This window comes from Streptomyces sp. NBC_01288 (assembly GCF_035982055.1).
Classification (GTDB): domain Bacteria; phylum Actinomycetota; class Actinomycetes; order Streptomycetales; family Streptomycetaceae; genus Streptomyces.
In genome coordinates this window covers 2,034,625-2,051,781 of sequence record NZ_CP108427.1, presented here as the reverse complement: position 1 = coordinate 2,051,781, position 17,157 = coordinate 2,034,625, and the positions used below count along the sequence as shown (strand labels likewise).

Below are 17,157 nucleotides of genomic sequence, written 5' to 3'. Positions count from 1 at the left end.
CGAGTGCCTCAGGGGGCGACGTCCGGAGCGTCAGGCAGGCGGTATTCAAACCACACGACCTTGCCAGTGCTGAGTCGAGTGCTGCCCCATCGGCTGGCGATCGTGTTGACCAAGTGCAGACCAAACTCGCCCTTATCCGGGGTCCATGGTTTTTTGAGCCGCGGAAGTTGGGGCGTGCCGTCGCCAACTTCGCAGCGCAGCACGTCTGTGCGCAGCAGTCGTAGCGTGATTGGCCCCGACGCATGGAGTATGGCGTTGGTCACAAGTTCGTTGATCAGAAGTACGACAGCATCGCTAGTGGCCTCCAAGCCCCAGCGTGCCAGCGCCTGGCGTGCCACTTGCCGGGCCCGGCCTGGCGCTTGGTACTTCGGGTCGAGGGACCAGTACGCCACGTTGCTTGGTGAAATTCCCTCGAAGCGGGCAGCGAGCAGCACGACGTCGTCGTCCTGGAAGCCGGAGCCGAGCATGTCGAGCACCTCGTCGCACAGCGCCTCGAGCGGCGGCGGATGGCCGGGGTCGGCCTGTTGGGCGACCCCGGCGAGCCTCTCGCGCAGCTGTTCTATCCCGGTCCACACGTCCTGCTCGCGCGACTCGACTAAGCCGTCGGTATACAACAGCAGCGTCGCCCCGGCCGGGGCATTTAGCTCCACGGCTTCATAGTTGATGCCGCCGACACCGACCGGCGCGCCCTCCGGCACCCGCAGGACCTCGGCCCGGCCGCTCAGGTGCAGCAGCACCGGCGGCGGGTGTCCCGCGTTGGCGATGGTGATGCGGTGCGAGACCGGGTCGTAGACCGCGTAGAGGCAGGTCGCCATGCGGTCGGTGCCGAGGCGCTGGGCCTGTTCGTCGAGGTGGTGCAGGACCTCCTGCGGGGGCAGGTCGAGGCTGGCCAACGTCTGGGCGGTGGTGCGGAGTTGGCCCATAATCGCGGCCGACGTCGTGGTGTGGCCCATGACGTCGCCGACGACCAGGGCGATCCGGCTGCCGGGCAGCGGGATCGCGTCGTACCAGTCGCCACCCACCTGGGCCGTCTGCGAGGCAGGAAGGTATCGGGCGGCGAGTTGGATGCCGCTTGACCGGGGCAGCGTCTCCGGCAGCATCGCACGCTGCAGTTCCTTGTTGCTGCCCGCCTCCTGCCCGTAGAGCACGGCCTTGTCGATCGCGATCGCGCTGTGCGTGGCCAGTTGGGCCGAGAGCAACAGATCGTCGCCCGCAAAGGGCACCCGGTCTCGGTCACGCAGAAAGACGACGGCGCCAATCACCCGACGGCGGCCACGCAAAGGCGCAAGGATGGCTCGCTGGCCACCCGCTGCGGTGTGTCCGTCGCCCAGAAGTTCGTTCAACGCATCGACGGAGGTGGGCGAATCCATGAACATGGGCCGTACTCGACGTAGCACGTCGGCGAGTGCGCCGTCGGGCAGCACCTCGCACAGCTCTGCGGCCTCTCCGACATCAGGCTCCGGAAGGAAGGAGGGCGCCAGGAAGTCCTCAGCGTCATAGCCCCTCCAGCTTCGGTCCGTACGCCATCGCCTCAGCACCACAGGGCCCAGGGGCCGCTCGTCGCCGACCGGCAAGGGGTCGCGCAGGTAGAGGACGAGGCCGTCAGCGAAACCCGGGATCGTGGTTTCGAACAAGGCACGGCTGATCTCATCGATGTCGAGTTCCCCAGCAATCCGAGCCGTCGCCGAGGCGACGACCGCCGCCATACCGGCTGGCTCGTCTTCGCCGTCGTCGGCGTTGAGCGCCCGTAGAACATCAAGGGCAGCCTGACCGAACGGCCTCATTTCGGCGGGGAGCCGGTGCAGCGCTTCTTGATCGTCCAAAACCGCGGGCACACTGGTACCGGGAGCGCAGACGCTCACGTATCTATCTAGCATCCCGTACAGTCGCCACGCCTCATGTTGAGGTAGCAGTCGCTTCAGTTCCTCTTCGGCGCCGCTGCGGAAGGTCACAACCAACGTGCCGTCGTCCTGAGGATGAAGAGACACGATGTCACTCGTGATCAGTTCGGCAATGTCGGCGACCGTGGCCTCGGGTACGAACTCCTGCCGGATCAAGTGGAGAACGGGCAAACTGACGCGTCCAGCCAATGCGCACAGGATGGCCAGTTTGGCCGCGTCTGGTGAAGCTGTCCGCACGAACGCTTGGACAGGGTCCACCCGGGCCACGTGGGTGTGGCGGACGTTGCCGCGCTGAACGCGCCCCGCTGGGGGAACGAGCACCGCGTCGCAGCCGCCTGGATCGCCGCGCATCTGCGCGCGTGCCCAGCGGCCGAATGAGTGAGGGCTCAACGAGAGGACGGGGACAGGGAACCACGGCGATCTATCGGTTCCCGAGTCCTGCAGGAGCAGCGGCATGTCAAAGCGCAGCGTGGTGCTGCCGTTGCCTGGCACAGGCTGCCTGGCGGTGACGCCTGGGAGGTCCAGCGCGCTGCGCCTCCAGAGCTTCGGAGGTAGCGGATCGAGCAGTGCCACCGGTGTCGACTGAGCCCAGGCGCGCAGCTGCCTCCAAACTTCCGCGCGGTACCACCCGTGGGCCGAGCAGTCGGAGATGACGAGGACCAAACGCCTCCCCTGGGGTGAGAGCACGTGGTCGGGGCCAGCCGCCGCCCCCTGGTGATCGTGGAGAAGGGGCTGCGAGCCCTCGAAAGTCAGCCCCCAGGTGCGCAGAAGGCGGAAGGCTCCAAGGTGGTTAAGCACGCGCTCCAGCTCGGCGATGGTTTCTTTCCACACCTGCATGGACAGCGTCCGGTCGACAATCAGCAACAGGTCGAACCACCGCTCCGGAGCCGCTCGGAACGCCGGGATCAGCTCACCGCTGCGCGCGTATCCGTCAATCGTCTGCTCGACGTCGAGTTCCGTGTGCAGGCCAGCCGCCCACGGCCGTTTGTAGGCCCGCAACGCACGTGACAGATCCAGGGCTTGGGGCAGGGCCCGGCCACGCGTGACGGCGACCAATTCGCCCGACACACTGCCCCGGCTGTCGGACAGCTGCTCATGTATCGCCATGCCAGACCGGGGCGAGCCCGCGACCGCCCGACCGCTACGCGGCCGGTGCCTCTGTGAACCGTCGGTCCGCGGCGTCACCGGTTCGGGTTCTTCGGTGCCTGTGTGCGACCGGACCGGTTTCCCACGGAACGTGGCAGCCAGCCAAACGGCTTCGGCCAGCGCCGTGTCATCCAGGTCCAGCGCCCCCTCCGCAAGGAGGTGATGCAACACATGCGACAAGTGGTCAGGCACGTGACAGCTCTCGCATCAGCAGTTCGACGACATACTGCCGTCTGCCGTCGCCCGGAACTGTGGTTCCGGACATCACATGAACGGCATTGAGTAGTTGATCGATGGCCAGGCTGTCGCCGCCGTCGACTCTGGCCACGAATTCCTCGACAAGGTCTTGGACCGGTCCTCCGTCCTCGATGTCGATCTGCAAATGAGCCATGATCATCTGGCGAAGCAAGGAAACCGTGGGCGGCTGCATGGTGTAGCGGATGCATCGGCGAAGGAAGGCGGCTGGGAAGTCACGCTCGCCGTTACTCGTCATGACGATGAAGGGAAACTGCGTGCAGCGCACACGGCCCCGCTCGATGTCGTGGTGCTCGTCGCCGCCCCACTGCCGGACGGAGACGACGTCCTCTTGGTAGCGGGCGAGTTCGGGGATCTCAAATTCGCCGCGTTCCAGGACGTCGAGCAAATCGCTGGGGAGATCGAGGTCGCTCTTGTCCACTTCGTCGATCAGTAGCGCGTTGGGCTGGTCCGAAGGCAGCAGGGCTGTGCCAAGCGGCCCCAATTGCATGAAAGGTGCGATGTTGTCGACCCCGCCTGATTGGCCGAGGCGTTGCGCATGGATGCGGCCCAGGGCGTCGTATCGGTACAGCGCGTCGGTCAGGGTACTGCGGGAGGTGATGTGCCAGCGCAGCACGCCTCCAAGTTTCAGCTCGCTGGCCACCTGCTCGATGACGGTTGATTTACCCGATCCAGCCGGGCCCGTCAGGAGCAATGGCCGCCGCAGGTGCAGCGCCGCGTTCACGGATTCCACGAGTCCTGCGGGCGGCTGGAATTCCTTCGCCATTGCACGGCGTGGGAACGTCCGCCACGGCGGAGGAGGTGCGAGTTCCACGTCTCGCGGGACGCCGTCCCCGGTGTAGTACGGACTCCAGGTCATGAAACGCTCCCGTTTACGACGTCGCGACTGTCGAACCAACTGCAGAAGTCGAGCCATTCGAGGTCGTGCCAGACAGATCTCAGATCGGCGAGCCGGTCAGACGGGGCAGCAGAACCGCCTTGCCAGCGCTGTCGGTACGCTTCGGCCAGTTCTGTCGGCAGACGGTCCCAGAACATATCCAGGAGAGTCTGTTCCGCCGATGAGAAGTCATTGTTTGTGTCGGGCCACAGCACGACCGGCACGTATGCCAGTAGCAGTTCCATCAGCTGCTTCAGATGAGCCGGCCGGTGCGCGAACGCCACGGCACGCGTGTACCTGCCAGCCCGCAACAGGTCTCCGAAGTCCTGCGGTTGGCCCGTGTCCTGTTCGGCCAGCCAGTCGACGGGAGCCTTGGTCGCGCAACTGCTCATCCGCTCCAGGCCCGCCCGAGCGTGATCGTTGATCCACCATAGGTGAGCAGGTGGGTTCAGGCGCATGCTCCAGCGCACCACCACGTCGTAGTTCACGCCCAGACGCACGCCGAAGTCGGTTTCTTCGGGCTTCCAACGAAGGAGCAGCGAAGTGGGGACGGCGACGTCCACGTGTTTCAGCGGCGCACGGCGCTGCCGCGCGTGCTTGCGGGCCCAGGCGACAGCTTCTCCGACCTTTGCCTCGACCGCCGCCTGCGTGGGCGCGCAGGCGATCTCCGCTCGTTCGCACACTGCGCCGTCGTCCAGCAGCCACAGGTCCAGCGACTCGGGCCAGTCGTCCGCCACCGTGGCGTGCAGGCTGACTACCAGCCGCAGTCGCCGCTCGGCTTGGCCGCGGGAGAGATTCTCCTGGGTGTCGTTGAGCTCGATCTGGGCCCCGCAGACGTCTGCCCATGTCGCAACTTCGGGAGCGGAGAGGTCCAGCCCGGCATCGGCTCCGAGCGCCGCGACGAAGCTGGTGAGTAGTGCTGTCCTACTGTCGCCGACCCGCGGTGCGCGTAGGACGAGCAGTTCGAGGAGATCCGTGAGCAGCGCAGTGCCCGTGGTGTGTGGCACTAGCGCGTGCGCGTCGGCAGGCATGGCAGGCAGTGCCTTGCGCAGCCGTTGAGTAGTCAGCTTGCTGCCCATCCAGGATGCGAGGAAGGACCGGCTGACGAGGCAGATACGCAGGCCGTCAACGATGTGCACCGCCCGTTGGACGAGGGCAGCCGGGCCGATTCCTGTGCCGGTCTCCTTGATCCGTTGAATCTCGTGTCGCACCCGGTCCAGCTCGTGCAGTGTCCAGGGTTCCGGCCAGGTCACGGCGGGGCCGACCGCTTCCAGAGCCAATCGAAGGTCCTCGTTACCGAACTTGCCAGGGCCAGGGCGATCGGCGCCGACGAGGCGGGGATTGTGCGACAGCCACAGCTCGTCCACCGCAAAGTGATCACCGTCGTGCTCCAGACTGACGACGTCCTGGCCGGTGACCACATGCCTCAGCGCCTCTCTGAGCGCGGATACCCCCATGTGTTTCCCTGCGCCCGAGAGGCCCTGTCTCAGCAATTCGGTGAGCTGCCGGCTGAACACGAGGTCGTAGGCTTTCTGGTCGGCCCCAGAGGCCATGAGCAGGGATACTCGGGTGCGCCCGCCCCGTACACCTGCCACCAGAGCCTTAACGTCGGGCACGGCTCCTGCAGCGTGGCAGGTGTCGACCAGACCGATGACGCCGTTGACTCCGGGCTGGTCCGCTGCCTCGATGATGAGATGGCCGACGTTCACCGCAGTACTGAGTACATCCGGCTTCGTGTCGGCCCCCATTACGTATAACTCCGAGCGTCCGGGCGGCGCCATGCCATGGCCGAGGAAGGCCAGGACCAGTGTGGCGCCGACGTCCCCGGCCCGCCGGGCGGCAGCACGCACTGCGGCCTCAATCCGGACCTGCGTCACTTCTGTGCCGTACAACAGGGCAACTCCGCCAGCCGGTGCGGGTAAGCACCGGCCCAGATCGTTTTGCTGGAGTACCTCCGCCAAGGCACGCGCGGCGCCTTCCAACTCGTCCAGATAGCCCACGACGGTGTTCTGGGGCGCCACGACGAGAAGCAGCCGTGAGTCGGTCATGCAGCTGTCCCCTCCCCGGCGAGCCGCATGGCCTCCACGACCGGACCGGCCACGCTTGCCTGCGCCAGGTATTTAGTGGCCGTGTGGACCCAGATGCCGTCCGAGTCCACCCGATCGCTCACCGGCAGGCAGCCACCAGCGTTGGGCAGTACGTCCCGCTCCAGCCATGGGCGAGGAGCGATGATGTCGTCCCGGTCCCAGAGGTTGAGCCAGCGCTCCACGCAGTCCGGGGTGGCAGGCGGCTGAGGGCGCAGCCGAGGGCGTACGACGGTGCGCATGCCTATCGGGGATCCCAAAGTCACGAGCAACGGGATGCGACCCCCATGGTGGTGTAGGGATTCCAGTGCCACGACGCTCCCGAGGGAGTGCGCTATGACGACTGTTGGCCTGCCGTTGTCCAGGAAGTCCAAGACGCGATTGCGGATGCGTTCGTCGAGAGTGCGTCCGTTGCTGTCCACCTCGGACCTGGCCAGATAACGGGTCACTTGGGAAAGGTGCCCTGCCATGAGGCGACCGCTCGCCCACTGGCCCCCGCGACGTAATCCCGGCAGGGCTAGCAAGGTTGTGCAGACATTCACCAGTCGTCGTGCGACATCTCCGCTCCCCTGAGCCTGCTGTGTAGCCGTCAGCTCCACGCGCGCGTACTGCAGGACGCGCCGTTCACTGTCGCCGGGGTAGAGCGCCAGCTGAGTGTCAATCAAGTCCTCCAGCATATGCCGGAACACTTCGCCCTCACCTACTTCGACGTGGGGCGCCGCGCCTCCTTGTGTTTGCGGGGGCGCGAACAGATCCCCGTAGTAGGCGAAGGCCGTGTCAACGAAGCCGTTTTGAGCCAGTGCCAATCCGTCCGGCGAATGACCCGCCTTGTGGGCTCCGACAGCCAGGGCCGCGAGCCAGGAGTCACGTTCCGTCTCGGGGTCTCGTGCGCCACCGATCCCATGAATGAACACCAAGGCAGGTCTCACGCCGTGGTCCCCCTCCCCGTCCCACCGCACATGTGCACTGGCCCAACAGCGCTGCACACAAAGGCAGTCGACACGGTCCGCGTTCTTAGAGAAAAGTCGAGATTAGCAAGCGGAGCCCTCGCGCGGGCACGGCTGCGCGAGGTTAGCCACCAGGGCAAGAGGAGCCTCCAGTTGGACGGTAGCGCTGTCCGGCACCATTTCCAGGTGGTCGGGCAGGCACTAGTGACCATTGAGCTCACGAGCCGTGGTGCTGCCTCGGCGGTGTTGGAGCCGGGCAGACGGCGCGGCTTGCGCTCGCTGACCAGCGCGTTCGCGGATATGGGCTGGCCTGGGACAGTCAGAGTCGGCGCGATCGCATCACTTCTTGCCGGGGCGCGGTCGCGACGGCGGGGACTGCAGTAGGAGTCGGCTTCGAACGGCCAGGCGGCGTGGTGATGTAACCGAGGTGGTGCAGCCTCCAAACCAAGACGTCGCTGGCCGAGTCGGCGCTGTCGAGTTCGCGTTGGGCTGCGGCTTTGGCCAGCAGGGCCGCCGTGTCGTGGCCAGCCTGTTCGGCCTGGTCGAGGACGGCTGTCAGTCCGTCCCAACCGGGCTCGGCTTGGAGGCGGTCGGCCAGGTGGGGGAGGGCGGTGCGGACCATGGCGGCGTGGCGTCGTCGGTTCGGGGCGGGCAGGCGTTCGCCGTGAGCGCGCAGTGTGGCCAGTGGGCCGGCAGCGGTGGCCTGGTAGGCGCTACGCAGGTGGCGAGCGGCGAGCTGTGCGGCCTCGGCCTGCTGGGCGTGGCCACGAGCGGCGTGCCAGTGGGCGGCAGCGACAACGGCCAGAATCACGACATCGAGGATCAGGGCGGTTGCGGCACCGTCCGGGCCGCGGCCGAGGGCCGTGCCGGAGTGGACGATCTGGCCGGCTGCACGGCGCAGGGCGTACATCTCCTCGTTCTTGGCGCGGATGTGGGAGCGACTTGCGCGCTCGAAGTGCCGTGCGGCTGCTTGCAGTTCGGCGCGGCTGGAGGGGGGTGAGGTCTGGGCGAGAGCGTCGAGGACCTCGCCGACCCCGGTCAGCTGGGCTGCCACTGTGTTGTCGTCCGCGGATGTCATCGACGCGAGGGCGGAGTCGGCGGCCTGGACGGCGACGTAGCGGGCGCGGGCTGGTGCCGAGGCGCCGCTCGGGTCCAGCGCCGTGGGCTGCGCGGCCGTGTCCGTGGGGGCGGTGAACCGTTTCCGGATTCGGGGCAGGGACAGATCGGGGGCGAGGGTGGATCCGGCGAACCAGATGGGCTCCTTATCCCCGTTGCGGTCGTCGGGCAGGGCGACCTTGTACCCCTGCAAGTCGCCGGAGGGCAGCATCTTGGTGCGTACGAGAAGTCCGGCGGTCTTGAGGCGGCCGAGGAACTCCTCCTCACTGCTCGCGCCGGCCACCGCGCGGCGCACAGCCTCGCGCAACTCCTCGCGGGCAGTACGGTCCCGGCCCTCGCGTTCGGCTTTGTGCCGTTCGGCGCTGGTTGGCCGCTTGGCGGCGGTCCCGTCCCCGGCTGGGACGCGGCGCAGGCTGTAATCGGCTTCGATGCGGCGGCACTCGGTCTGGGCACGGCGGGCCTCGTTGTGCAGGCGGGGTCGGCGGCCGTCGTCGCGTACGAGGGTGGCGATGATGTGGATGTGATCGTCGGCGTGCCGGATGGCTGCCCAGCGGCAGGCGGTTTCGTCGCCTTCGGGGGCGATGCCGGTGGTGGCGGCCATGCGGCGGGCGATGGCTGCCCAGTCCTCGTCGGACAGGATCGGGTCCTCGGGGGCGGCCCGTACGGACAGGTGCCATACGTGCTTTTCGGGGCGTTTGCTGGCGGGCAGGGCGTTGACGGGCTGGTCGAGCAGGTGCTGGAGCTGTTCGTAGGTGGCCTTGGGGTCGCGGCCGGGGTCGGGGGTGAGCGGGTCGAAGGCGGCCACCAGGTGCGGGTCGATGTGCTCCTCTTTGGTGCCGGGGCCGTAGAGGTAGCTGATGAGCCCGATCGTCTCGCTGCCGCGGTCGTGGATGCTGGGGATCACTCAGGCGCACCGCCGTCGCGGTGGGCGAGCAGAGCATCGGCGGCGTCCTCCATGCGGCGGGCGGCAGTGCCGACGGCTTGGGCCATGGCGTCCAGGTGGGGTGCGTCGGCGCCGGAGTTGAGGGCCTTGGCGACCTGGTTGAACAGGCCGTGGATGCGGCCCAGGTGCCGACGGGCGGCGAACAACTCGGCGATGACCTCTCGTTCGGTGGCGATCTCGGCGGCGGTGCGGGTCAGGTCACGGGCGGCCTTGTCGACGGAGTAGGCGAGGAAGGCGGCGTTGGACATCTCGCAGTGGGCGGCTGCGTCAGTGAAGCGCTTGAACTCGGCGTCGTTCATGCGGCAGCTGGGCTGGCGCAGGCGCTTGCGTGACTTCGGCTGACGGGCGCGCTGACGTCTCTTTGCAAGGGACTCGGCCTGCCGTTCCCTTCCCTGCTGCGGTCCGCCCTCGGTCGCAGCCTGACTGTCCGGTGCCCCCTGGTGCCGGGCTGTTCCCGCCACCCTCGGGGCGGGAACTCCGGAAGCATCGCTTCCGGTACAACTTGCTCCCGATGGCGCTGAGATGGTCATCTCCCTTTGGACTGTGGGCAGTTCGTGGTTCGAGCCGTGCATTGAGTGTTCTTCCTTGGGTGTTGAGATCGGAGCGGTTCAGTGGGGATGGTCGGCGTGAGCGGCCCTCAGCTCGGCCTTGACGGTGCGGACGACCTCCCCGGCGGTGTCGCTGGCGACGCTGTAACCGTCCTCGCGCACGGTGTCCTCCAGCAGATCGCGGGAGAGACGTCCGGTCTCGCCGTGGATTCGGTGGGCGTAGGAGGTGAGGACTTCCCGTGTCGCGCGCGGTCTGGGGCCCGGGCGGTTCGGCTTCGCCCGCGTGGCCTTGCCCGGATCGGCATCCGACGGTTCCTTGCCCGGATTTAGTTCTCGGCTCGTGGTGGTGCGGGCGGGCTGGTGCGGGCGGATTTCGGGCTCCCGGTGGGCGGTGTCATCGCCCGCGTCGCTCTCGGACGGGCGGCCCGGATTCTCGGCCCGCTTCGTCGCTACGGCGCGCGGGCGGGCAGTCGTAGAGCTGACCGTCCTGCCCGTGACGAGGGCGGGCCAACGCCGGGGCAGCGGAATGGAGGCCAGGGTGAGGGCCTGTTGGCGGGTGGCGAGCTTGCGCAGCAGCAACTCGTCCTGGCGCTCGTCGCGGTCGACATCGGCCTGTTCTAGGGCCTGGTGCAGGCGGCGGGTGAGGCGCCGGCCTCGCCAATTGGTGCGCTGATTGGGCGTCATTGTCTCTGCCCGGAGGATCAGGGTGACGGCTTGGTCGAGGGCGCGGTCGCGGATGATCCGGGCGGCGTCCGCATCCCGGTCGGCGATCCCGAGGCGTGCCAGAAGGCGTTCGCGTGCCTGTCGGGCGATGACGGCCGTCAGGCTGCGGGAGTCGGCGTCAGGGGTGCGGTGGCGCAGTTCGATGCCCATGGCCAGGTGCCACAGTAGGGCTGCCAGGACCGGGCCGACGAAGGCCCGCACGGTTCCGCCGACCAGCCCGGACTCGGCGTAGGCGGGCACGATCTGCACGCCGGTGATCACCCAGATGAGGGTGCCGGGCATACCGGGTGCTTGCTTCGGGCCGTTGAGGTTTGCCCGGGCGAGCAGGGCGGTGGAGAACAGCGCGAGTTCGGCGGCGGCGAACATCGCCGCCCGTTCGATGCTGCTGCCCATGTCGAGATAGTCGGCGGCGAACCGCCAGCTGGTGTCCGCGCTGTAGGCGGTACAGCCGATCGCGGCGATGGCGACGACCCGGACCGCGGCGGTGCTACGGCGCTGCTCGGGGTCCCGATTCTGTAGGCGCCGCCGTATGGACCATGCGACGGACAGGGCGACGGCGACCAGGACCGCGACGGGCACAGGCGCAGGGATCCAGTGCGGCCAGGCGGGTATGCCGGTGCCGTTGGCGCTGATGAGTGCGGTGGTGCCAGGGGTCATGCAGAGGCTCTCCAAGGGTCCACGCGAGCGAGTGCATGCCTCTTGCGTGGGCGGCGGGGTGAGGTGAGGGCGAGGGGGAGACGCGGGCTGCCGTCAGGCGGTGGGCGCGGTGCGGCGTCGGTCGGGTCCGGTGAGGATGACGCGTTCGGTCATCTCGGCGAGGCGGGAGGCGACGCGGTCGCCGAGTGCGGTGCGCAGCTCGGGGATCGGCAGGTTCGTGGTGATGAGGGTGGGGAGCATGTGCTCGTAGCGGTGGTTGATGAGCCGGTAGGTCAACTCCTCGGTCCACTTGCTGGTCTTGGCCGCGCCGAGGTCGTCCAGGAGCAGCAGGGGGCAGCGGGCCAGCGTCTGAAGCTCCCGCTCGCCGTCGTGCCCGGCGCGAGGGCGGAGGCGCGCGTGCAGGTCGGCGCTGGTGGTGGCTTCCCAGCGCAGGCGCACCCCTCGCGAGAGGAGGGCACGGACCGCGCCGTATCCCTGGTAGGTCTTGCCGGTGCCGGTGGGGCCGGCGATCAGCAGCGACGGTCCCTCGGCGATGCCCGGTCCGCCGGGTCCGGGGCGCCCGGCGCGGGCGATCCGGTCGGCCCAGGCGGTGATCTGCGGGTGGTCGGCCAGGGCACGACGGTAGCGGGCGGGGATGCGGGCGTCAGCAAGCTCCAGGGCGGTGACCGGTTCGGCGGGTGGTTCCTGGGCCGTGACCGCGGGGTCGATGCCGCGCGTGGCCAGGATGCCGTTGAGCCGGTCGGCGATCGGGCCGACCCGGTGGGGCTCGCGGGTGAGGATGGCGGTCAGAGGTCACCTCCGTAGGCGGCGTCGACATCGGCGGGATTCGTCCATGCCTTGTGGGTGGCTGGTACGGGCGCGGCGTTCATGACCTCGTGGACGAGACTCGGCAGGACGCTCGGGGACAGGCCCTTGAGCCGATGGAGTCTCAGAGCGGCCCGGAGGTAGTCGGTGGCGATGCCCTCGTCGAGCAGCTTGCGCACCTGTCCGCCGAGACGCTTCAGGACGTCGTCCGGTGGGCGGTGGTTGCACGCGCTGACGTACTCGGCAAGGAGCTCCCTGGCCGAGAGGGTGTCGGGCGTGTGGGCGCTTGCGCCCCCCGAAGGGGTATTTCCTAGATCCATGGTCCTAGGTCCTAGATCCGGACGGTGAGGCGTCACCGCCGATGCGGGGAGGGTTCCTGACTCCCTCACGGAGGGCTCCGTGAAATCGTTCTGACCTGCCGGTTTCCTATCAGATCCCGAATGCGGTGCAGGCTCGCGCGCTTCGCAGGAGGTCTCACGGAGGGTTCCGTGAGGCAACGGTGCGGACTCCGTGACGCTCGCCTCCGCCACCGGTGCGGCGGCAATCGGCCGGGTGCCGGACGGCCCGTTGTGGCGAGGGCAGCCGGGCAGACGGCTCACGCTCGGCCGGTTGATCTTCTGATGCTGGTGCCATGTGACGACGTGCAGGTACCGCTTGTCGTCCGGGCTTGTGTATCGGCAGATCAGTCCGGCGTCGGCGAGCTGGGCGAGGTCCGTCTCGACGTCGGAGGGTGTGTGGTCGGGGCGCAGGACCCACAGCTGCCCGGCGATGATGGCGGCGTGGTCGCGATGACGGCCCTGGTCGTCGGCCTGGGTAAGCAGGCCGAAGAAGGTGCGCTCGGCGGTCAGTGAGACGGCGGCCAGGGACTCGGAGACGAAGGCTTCGGGCTTGATGGTGCGGATTCGTGCCAAGAGGGGCGGGTCCTCACTCGGTTGCAGGTGGGCAGGTGCCCACGGCTCACCGTCGCTCGGCGGTACGGGCGTACGGGGTGGGGGAGTTGACCGGCCGGCGGCACGGGGCGCGCTAATGGCCGCTCGCGCTTTCCGGGGGTGTCGTCAACATAGCCACACCCAGGTCGCGCAAGTCCAGCCCCATCCCGCGCAATCTCTTACGGCAGAAAGGCAGCCGTAAAAGCAGGCGGTAGAGGGCGGTGGCAAAACGGTAAGGCACGATCGCCGGTTGACCAAATAGTTGTGCCGGTTTCCGAGCCAGAAGCATCACATCGGGAAGCCGTTGACGTGCTGGCGACGGGCAAGCTACAACACAACACCCCATGTCGCAGCAGTCACTGAGCGGCGATCAGCGCGGCGGCTCTCGGGTCATGTCAGCGCGGGGAACCGCTCCGCATGCGGACAACGCGGGGGAACATAGACCACGATCGCCGGTTAACCAAACCGGCGAATGGACGCTACAACTGGAGCCATGCCCGCACGCTCATTGGAAATCGGCCCCGCAGGAATACGGGCGGCCCGCACCATCGAAATCCTCCGCACCGAACGCGGCTTGTCGCAACGCCAACTCGCCCGCCACGTCACCGCACTTGGCCACCCGATGTCCAACACCATGCTGTCTCGCATCGAACGCGTTCAGCGCCGGTGCGACATCGACGACCTCGTGGCTCTCGCCGAGGCACTGCACGTCGCACCCCCAGTGCTCCTCGGAGACCCCACACTCGTCTGACCTGACCCCGGAGCTGGATTCACAGTCCGGGTCCGTCGGCGAGTGCTTGCCCCGGGCCGTACGGCTCGTACTCGCTGGGGCGTATAGCACGAGATCCCCGGTTACCGAAACCGGGGATCCTCCGCACCATTGATGGTGTTCGCCAACCGCGCTCGGCAGAGAGCGCCCCTTTCCAATGTCGCGCCGCCTGGCAGACCACACCCACCCCCGCGCCACACCCACGGAGGCCAACCATGCCTGCACGTCCGCCTTCTGCTCCGAAGCCGAGTTCTATCCAAGTTCCGGATGCCACCCCCACAACGCGCCAGGCATTCCTGAGCGTGAAAGACGCCGCCGAATACCTCGGTCTGTCCCCGCACACCCTCTACGTCTGGCGGCATCGCCGAAACGGCCCGCCCAGTTTCCGGATGGGGTCGCGTGGTCGCGTCATGTACCGGATAGAAGCGCTCGACGCCTGGATCCGCGAACAGGAGCAGGCCGACTCGCGTTCCAATACGACCCTGAGCCCATTGGATGCCGCACCGCAGAAACGCTCGGACTACGCCACGGGCGCCTGACCCCGGGCTGACTTCTACCGCACGCAACCTGCCATCGAGGGAAGTATTTGGCCGGCTACATAGAAGACCGTTGGATCAAGAAGAAGAAGGACCCCGACACCGGCAAGCGGGAACGCACCACCCGCTACGGCAAGGGCTCCCGGTACCGCGTCGCCGGTATCCCTGGCGTCCGGGACAAGTCGTTCGACGTGCTCGAAGACGCCAAGGCGTGGTTGCGCAGGGCCGGCACCGACAGTGAACGCGGTGAGTTCGTCGATCCCCGCGACGGCTCGATCACTCTGGACGACTACGTAACACGCTTTTGGCAGACAGGAGTTCGTGGAGCGCCCGGCACGGTCAAACGCATCGACGAACGCGTCCGCCTCCACATCCGGCCTCAACTGGGCACCGTCGCCCTGCGGGACATCAGTCCGGCGGTACTGCGCGAGTACATCGCCACGCTGGAAAGCGAACTCTCACCGCGATACGCCCGGCAGATCCTCGGCTCGCTCTCGAACATCTTCGAGACCGCCATCGACGACAAGCGCCTGGTGCGCAACCCGATGCGGGCCAAGTCCGTGCGGTGGCCCAAGCCGCCGGAGGATCAGAGGGAAGCCTGGCCCTTGGAGACCGCGCAGCGCGTACGAGACGCGATCAGCGCGCGCTACCGTGTCGCAGTCGTGCTCGCGCTGGGCTGCGGGCTGCGGCAGGGCGAGGTCTTCGGGTTGTCGCCGGAGGATGTCGACTTCGCCCGTGGAGTCGTGCGTATCCGCCGACAGGTCCAACTCCTCGGCGGGCGGCTGTACTTCACCTTGCCGAAGGGCGGCAAGACCCGCGTCGTCGACATGCCTCCGTCGGTCGCGGCTGCCCTGGCCCAGTACTTCATGGAGTACCCAGCGGTCGAGGTGGAGCTGCCATGGGGCGGTCCGGAGTCCGACCGGGAGACGAAGAAGTTCCCGCTCGTCATCACCACGACGTACGGCAACGCCCTTCGCGCGAACATCTTCAACGTCGAGGTGTGGAAGCCGGCCTTGGCAGCCGCCGGCGTCATCCCCATGCGGCAGAAGGGCGAGCGGTGGAAGGCGTCTCGCAAGGACGGCTTCCACGTGCTCCGGCACACGTACGCTTCGGTCATCCTCGAAGCGGGCGAGTCCGTCGTCACCCTGGCCCGCTGGCTCGGCCATTCGAGCCCGACCATCACCTTGGACTACTACGCCCACTTCATGCCGGAGGCCGGCGGCAAGGGGCGCGGCGCCATCGACGCCCTGCTCAGCCAGCCTGCACTGGTCGCGTAGACATCCGCTCAACACGACCCACGAAACGGGTGGGCACAGCGATCGGCTGTGCCCTCCCGTTTCGGCGTTCCGCGAGGGAAGTTCGCTACTCTCCGTGCTGATCCTTGCTCCCAGCCTGCGCTTCAACGGCGAGGCTTCCGCAGGTCAACGCCCGCGATCGCAGGACACCGCCCGCATCGGAGCGCGGCTCATTCTCCCCAGATTCTCCCCAGCGGCCTGGAAAGAGTCGCCGGAGCCTGCGATCCGGGCCGTGCCCACTCCCGGGAGTGCCTCCAGAGGCGATTACTCAGAGCCAGTCTTTCCGCTTGAAGATGACGTACAAACTGGTGCACACCACCGCCATCAGTAGGATTGCGAAGGGGTATCCAAGTACCCAGTGCAACTCCGGCATCCGATCGAAGTTCATCCCGTAGATCGTCCCCACCAACGTCGGCGCGAACAGAATCGCCGCCCAAGAAGAAATCTTCTTGATCTCCTCGTTCTGCTCGAACCCCGCCTCCGCCAACGCCCGCATCTCCGCGTTCTGTTGCTGGGTGACGAGGGTCGCGTTCACCGTGAGCATGTCCGTGAGGGCCTGGCGGAAGGCGTCGACGCGTTCGCTGGTGTGGGTGACGTGGTCGGCCACGTCGCGGAGGTAGCGCTGGAGTTCCTCGTCGGTGCCGTACTTCGCGAAGCCTGCCATCAGGCTGTGCAGCATGCCGACCAGGGGGCGGGTGGCGCGCTGGAACTCGACCATTTCGCGGGAGAGTTCGTAGATGCGGCGGGAGACCTCCGGGTCGCCGCGGAAGACCTCCGTCTCGATCTCGTCGATGTCGATCTGGACGCCGGCGACGACGGGCGCGTAGCCGTCGACGACCGCGTCGAGGATGGCGTACAGCACCGCCTCGGGGCCGAGTTTCAGCAACTCCGGGGATTCCTCCATGCGTTGGCGGACCGCCGACAGATCGGGGGCCGCGCCGTGCCGGACCGTGATCACGAAGTCCGGGCCGACGAAGACGTGCAGCTCGCCGAAGTCGACCTCCTCCGTGGTGTCCAGGTAGCGGGCCGCGCTCAGGACCACGAACAGCGTCTCGCCGTAGCGCTCCAGTTTCGGGCGCTGGTGGGCTTCCATCGCGTCCTCGACCGCCAGCGGGTGGAGGTCGAACTCCGCTGCCAGGGACAGGAGTTCATCTTCGGTGGGGCGGGCCAAGCCGATCCAGGCCATGCCGGACGGCTGTTCGCGCAGCTCGCGGAACGTGTCGGCGAGGGTGTCCGGTGCCGAGACGCGTACGCCGTCCCGGTACAGGGCTGCCTGGACGACGCTGCCCGCGTCGGACGGTTCCGAGGGGGTCGCGTCGGAGGTGGACACCGGGGGCTCGGGTGCGGGCGCCGGGGGCGGGGTCGGTGTGCGGCGCCAGCCGGACGTCCTGGCGGGCGGCCTGCCGTTTCTGCCGTTGTTCGACGTGGGGCGGGCGCGTCGCTGGGGCATCGCGGTGCCTCTCGATCGGGCCTACGTCTGCGTGATCACGGAGCACGAGCAGGATATACGGGGCAAAGGGTAAACGGCCTGGGTGTGGATCGGGATCGGGATCGGAGGTCTGGGGTCCGGGGTCTGGGGTCCAGGGTTCGGTGAGAGTTGCGGACAGAAGGTGTCCGCAATCACCGT

At 67.7% G+C, this 17,157-nt stretch carries 13 protein-coding genes and 1 pseudogene; 3 read left to right on the top strand and 11 right to left on the bottom strand.

All coding sequences use genetic code 11. From position 1 onward, the window contains the following. Nucleotides 1–8: 8 nt before the first annotated feature. From OG194_RS09010 to OG194_RS08965, 10 genes and pseudogenes are all read right to left on the bottom strand, one after another. Nucleotides 9–1,877, bottom strand: coding sequence for an ATP-binding SpoIIE family protein phosphatase (locus OG194_RS09010; RefSeq protein ID WP_442811786.1), 1,869 nt, complete (start codon nucleotides 1,875–1,877; stop codon nucleotides 9–11). Then, nucleotides 1,872–3,218 (bottom strand): annotated as a pseudogene (locus OG194_RS09005) (SAV_2336 N-terminal domain-related protein); the annotation flags it as partial. The gene OG194_RS09010 and the pseudogene OG194_RS09005, both read right to left, overlap by 6 nt. Nucleotides 3,219–3,231: 13 nt before the next feature. After that, entirely contained in the window at nucleotides 3,232–4,161 is a 930-nt protein-coding gene (locus OG194_RS09000; protein WP_327400330.1) for an AAA family ATPase, read from the bottom strand. Then, a complete protein-coding gene (locus tag OG194_RS08995) occupies nucleotides 4,158–6,227 on the bottom strand; it encodes a hypothetical protein (protein WP_327400329.1) in 2,070 nt (689 codons plus the stop codon). Before OG194_RS08995 ends, OG194_RS09000 begins: the two co-directional genes overlap by 4 nt. After that, nucleotides 6,224–6,505 carry a hypothetical protein gene (locus OG194_RS08990; protein WP_327400328.1) on the bottom strand — a complete coding sequence of 94 codons (282 nt, stop codon included), beginning with the start codon at nucleotides 6,503–6,505 and terminating at the stop codon, nucleotides 6,224–6,226. Before OG194_RS08990 ends, OG194_RS08995 begins: the two co-directional genes overlap by 4 nt. Nucleotides 6,506–7,529: 1,024 nt before the next feature. Further along, nucleotides 7,530–9,230, bottom strand: a complete 1,701-nt coding sequence (locus tag OG194_RS08985; RefSeq protein ID WP_327400327.1) for a relaxase/mobilization nuclease domain-containing protein — start codon at nucleotides 9,228–9,230, stop codon at nucleotides 7,530–7,532. After that, on the bottom strand, nucleotides 9,227–9,568 hold the full coding sequence (locus OG194_RS08980; protein WP_327400326.1) for a plasmid mobilization relaxosome protein MobC: 342 nt from the start codon (nucleotides 9,566–9,568) through the stop codon (nucleotides 9,227–9,229). Before OG194_RS08980 ends, OG194_RS08985 begins: the two co-directional genes overlap by 4 nt. A gap of 309 nt (nucleotides 9,569–9,877) precedes the next feature. Beyond that, nucleotides 9,878–11,197, bottom strand: coding sequence for a hypothetical protein (locus OG194_RS08975; RefSeq protein ID WP_327400325.1), 1,320 nt, complete (start codon nucleotides 11,195–11,197; stop codon nucleotides 9,878–9,880). A gap of 93 nt (nucleotides 11,198–11,290) precedes the next feature. Then, nucleotides 11,291–11,986 carry an ATP-binding protein gene (locus tag OG194_RS08970; protein WP_327407019.1) on the bottom strand — a complete coding sequence of 232 codons (696 nt, stop codon included), beginning with the start codon at nucleotides 11,984–11,986 and terminating at the stop codon, nucleotides 11,291–11,293. After that, complete coding sequence (locus OG194_RS08965) at nucleotides 11,983–12,912, bottom strand: hypothetical protein (protein WP_327400324.1); 930 nt, start codon at nucleotides 12,910–12,912, stop codon at nucleotides 11,983–11,985. Before OG194_RS08965 ends, OG194_RS08970 begins: the two co-directional genes overlap by 4 nt. Before the next feature lie 511 nt (nucleotides 12,913–13,423). Here OG194_RS08965 and OG194_RS08960 point away from each other — a divergent pair. From OG194_RS08960 to OG194_RS08950, 3 genes are all read left to right on the top strand, one after another. Continuing rightward, nucleotides 13,424–13,681, top strand: coding sequence for a helix-turn-helix domain-containing protein (locus tag OG194_RS08960; protein WP_327400323.1), 258 nt, complete (start codon nucleotides 13,424–13,426; stop codon nucleotides 13,679–13,681). A gap of 233 nt (nucleotides 13,682–13,914) precedes the next feature. Further along, nucleotides 13,915–14,238 carry a helix-turn-helix transcriptional regulator gene (locus OG194_RS08955; RefSeq protein WP_327400322.1) on the top strand — a complete coding sequence of 108 codons (324 nt, stop codon included), beginning with the start codon at nucleotides 13,915–13,917 and terminating at the stop codon, nucleotides 14,236–14,238. Nucleotides 14,239–14,285: 47 nt separating this feature from the next. Continuing rightward, nucleotides 14,286–15,512 carry a tyrosine-type recombinase/integrase gene (locus OG194_RS08950; protein WP_327400321.1) on the top strand — a complete coding sequence of 409 codons (1,227 nt, stop codon included), beginning with the start codon at nucleotides 14,286–14,288 and terminating at the stop codon, nucleotides 15,510–15,512. A gap of 286 nt (nucleotides 15,513–15,798) precedes the next feature. Here the strand turns inward: OG194_RS08950 and OG194_RS08945 are convergent, their stop codons facing one another. Further along, nucleotides 15,799–16,980: a magnesium and cobalt transport protein CorA gene (locus OG194_RS08945; protein WP_327400320.1), complete on the bottom strand. Its 1,182-nt coding sequence runs from the start codon at nucleotides 16,978–16,980 to the stop codon at nucleotides 15,799–15,801. Nucleotides 16,981–17,157 lie beyond the last annotated feature (177 nt).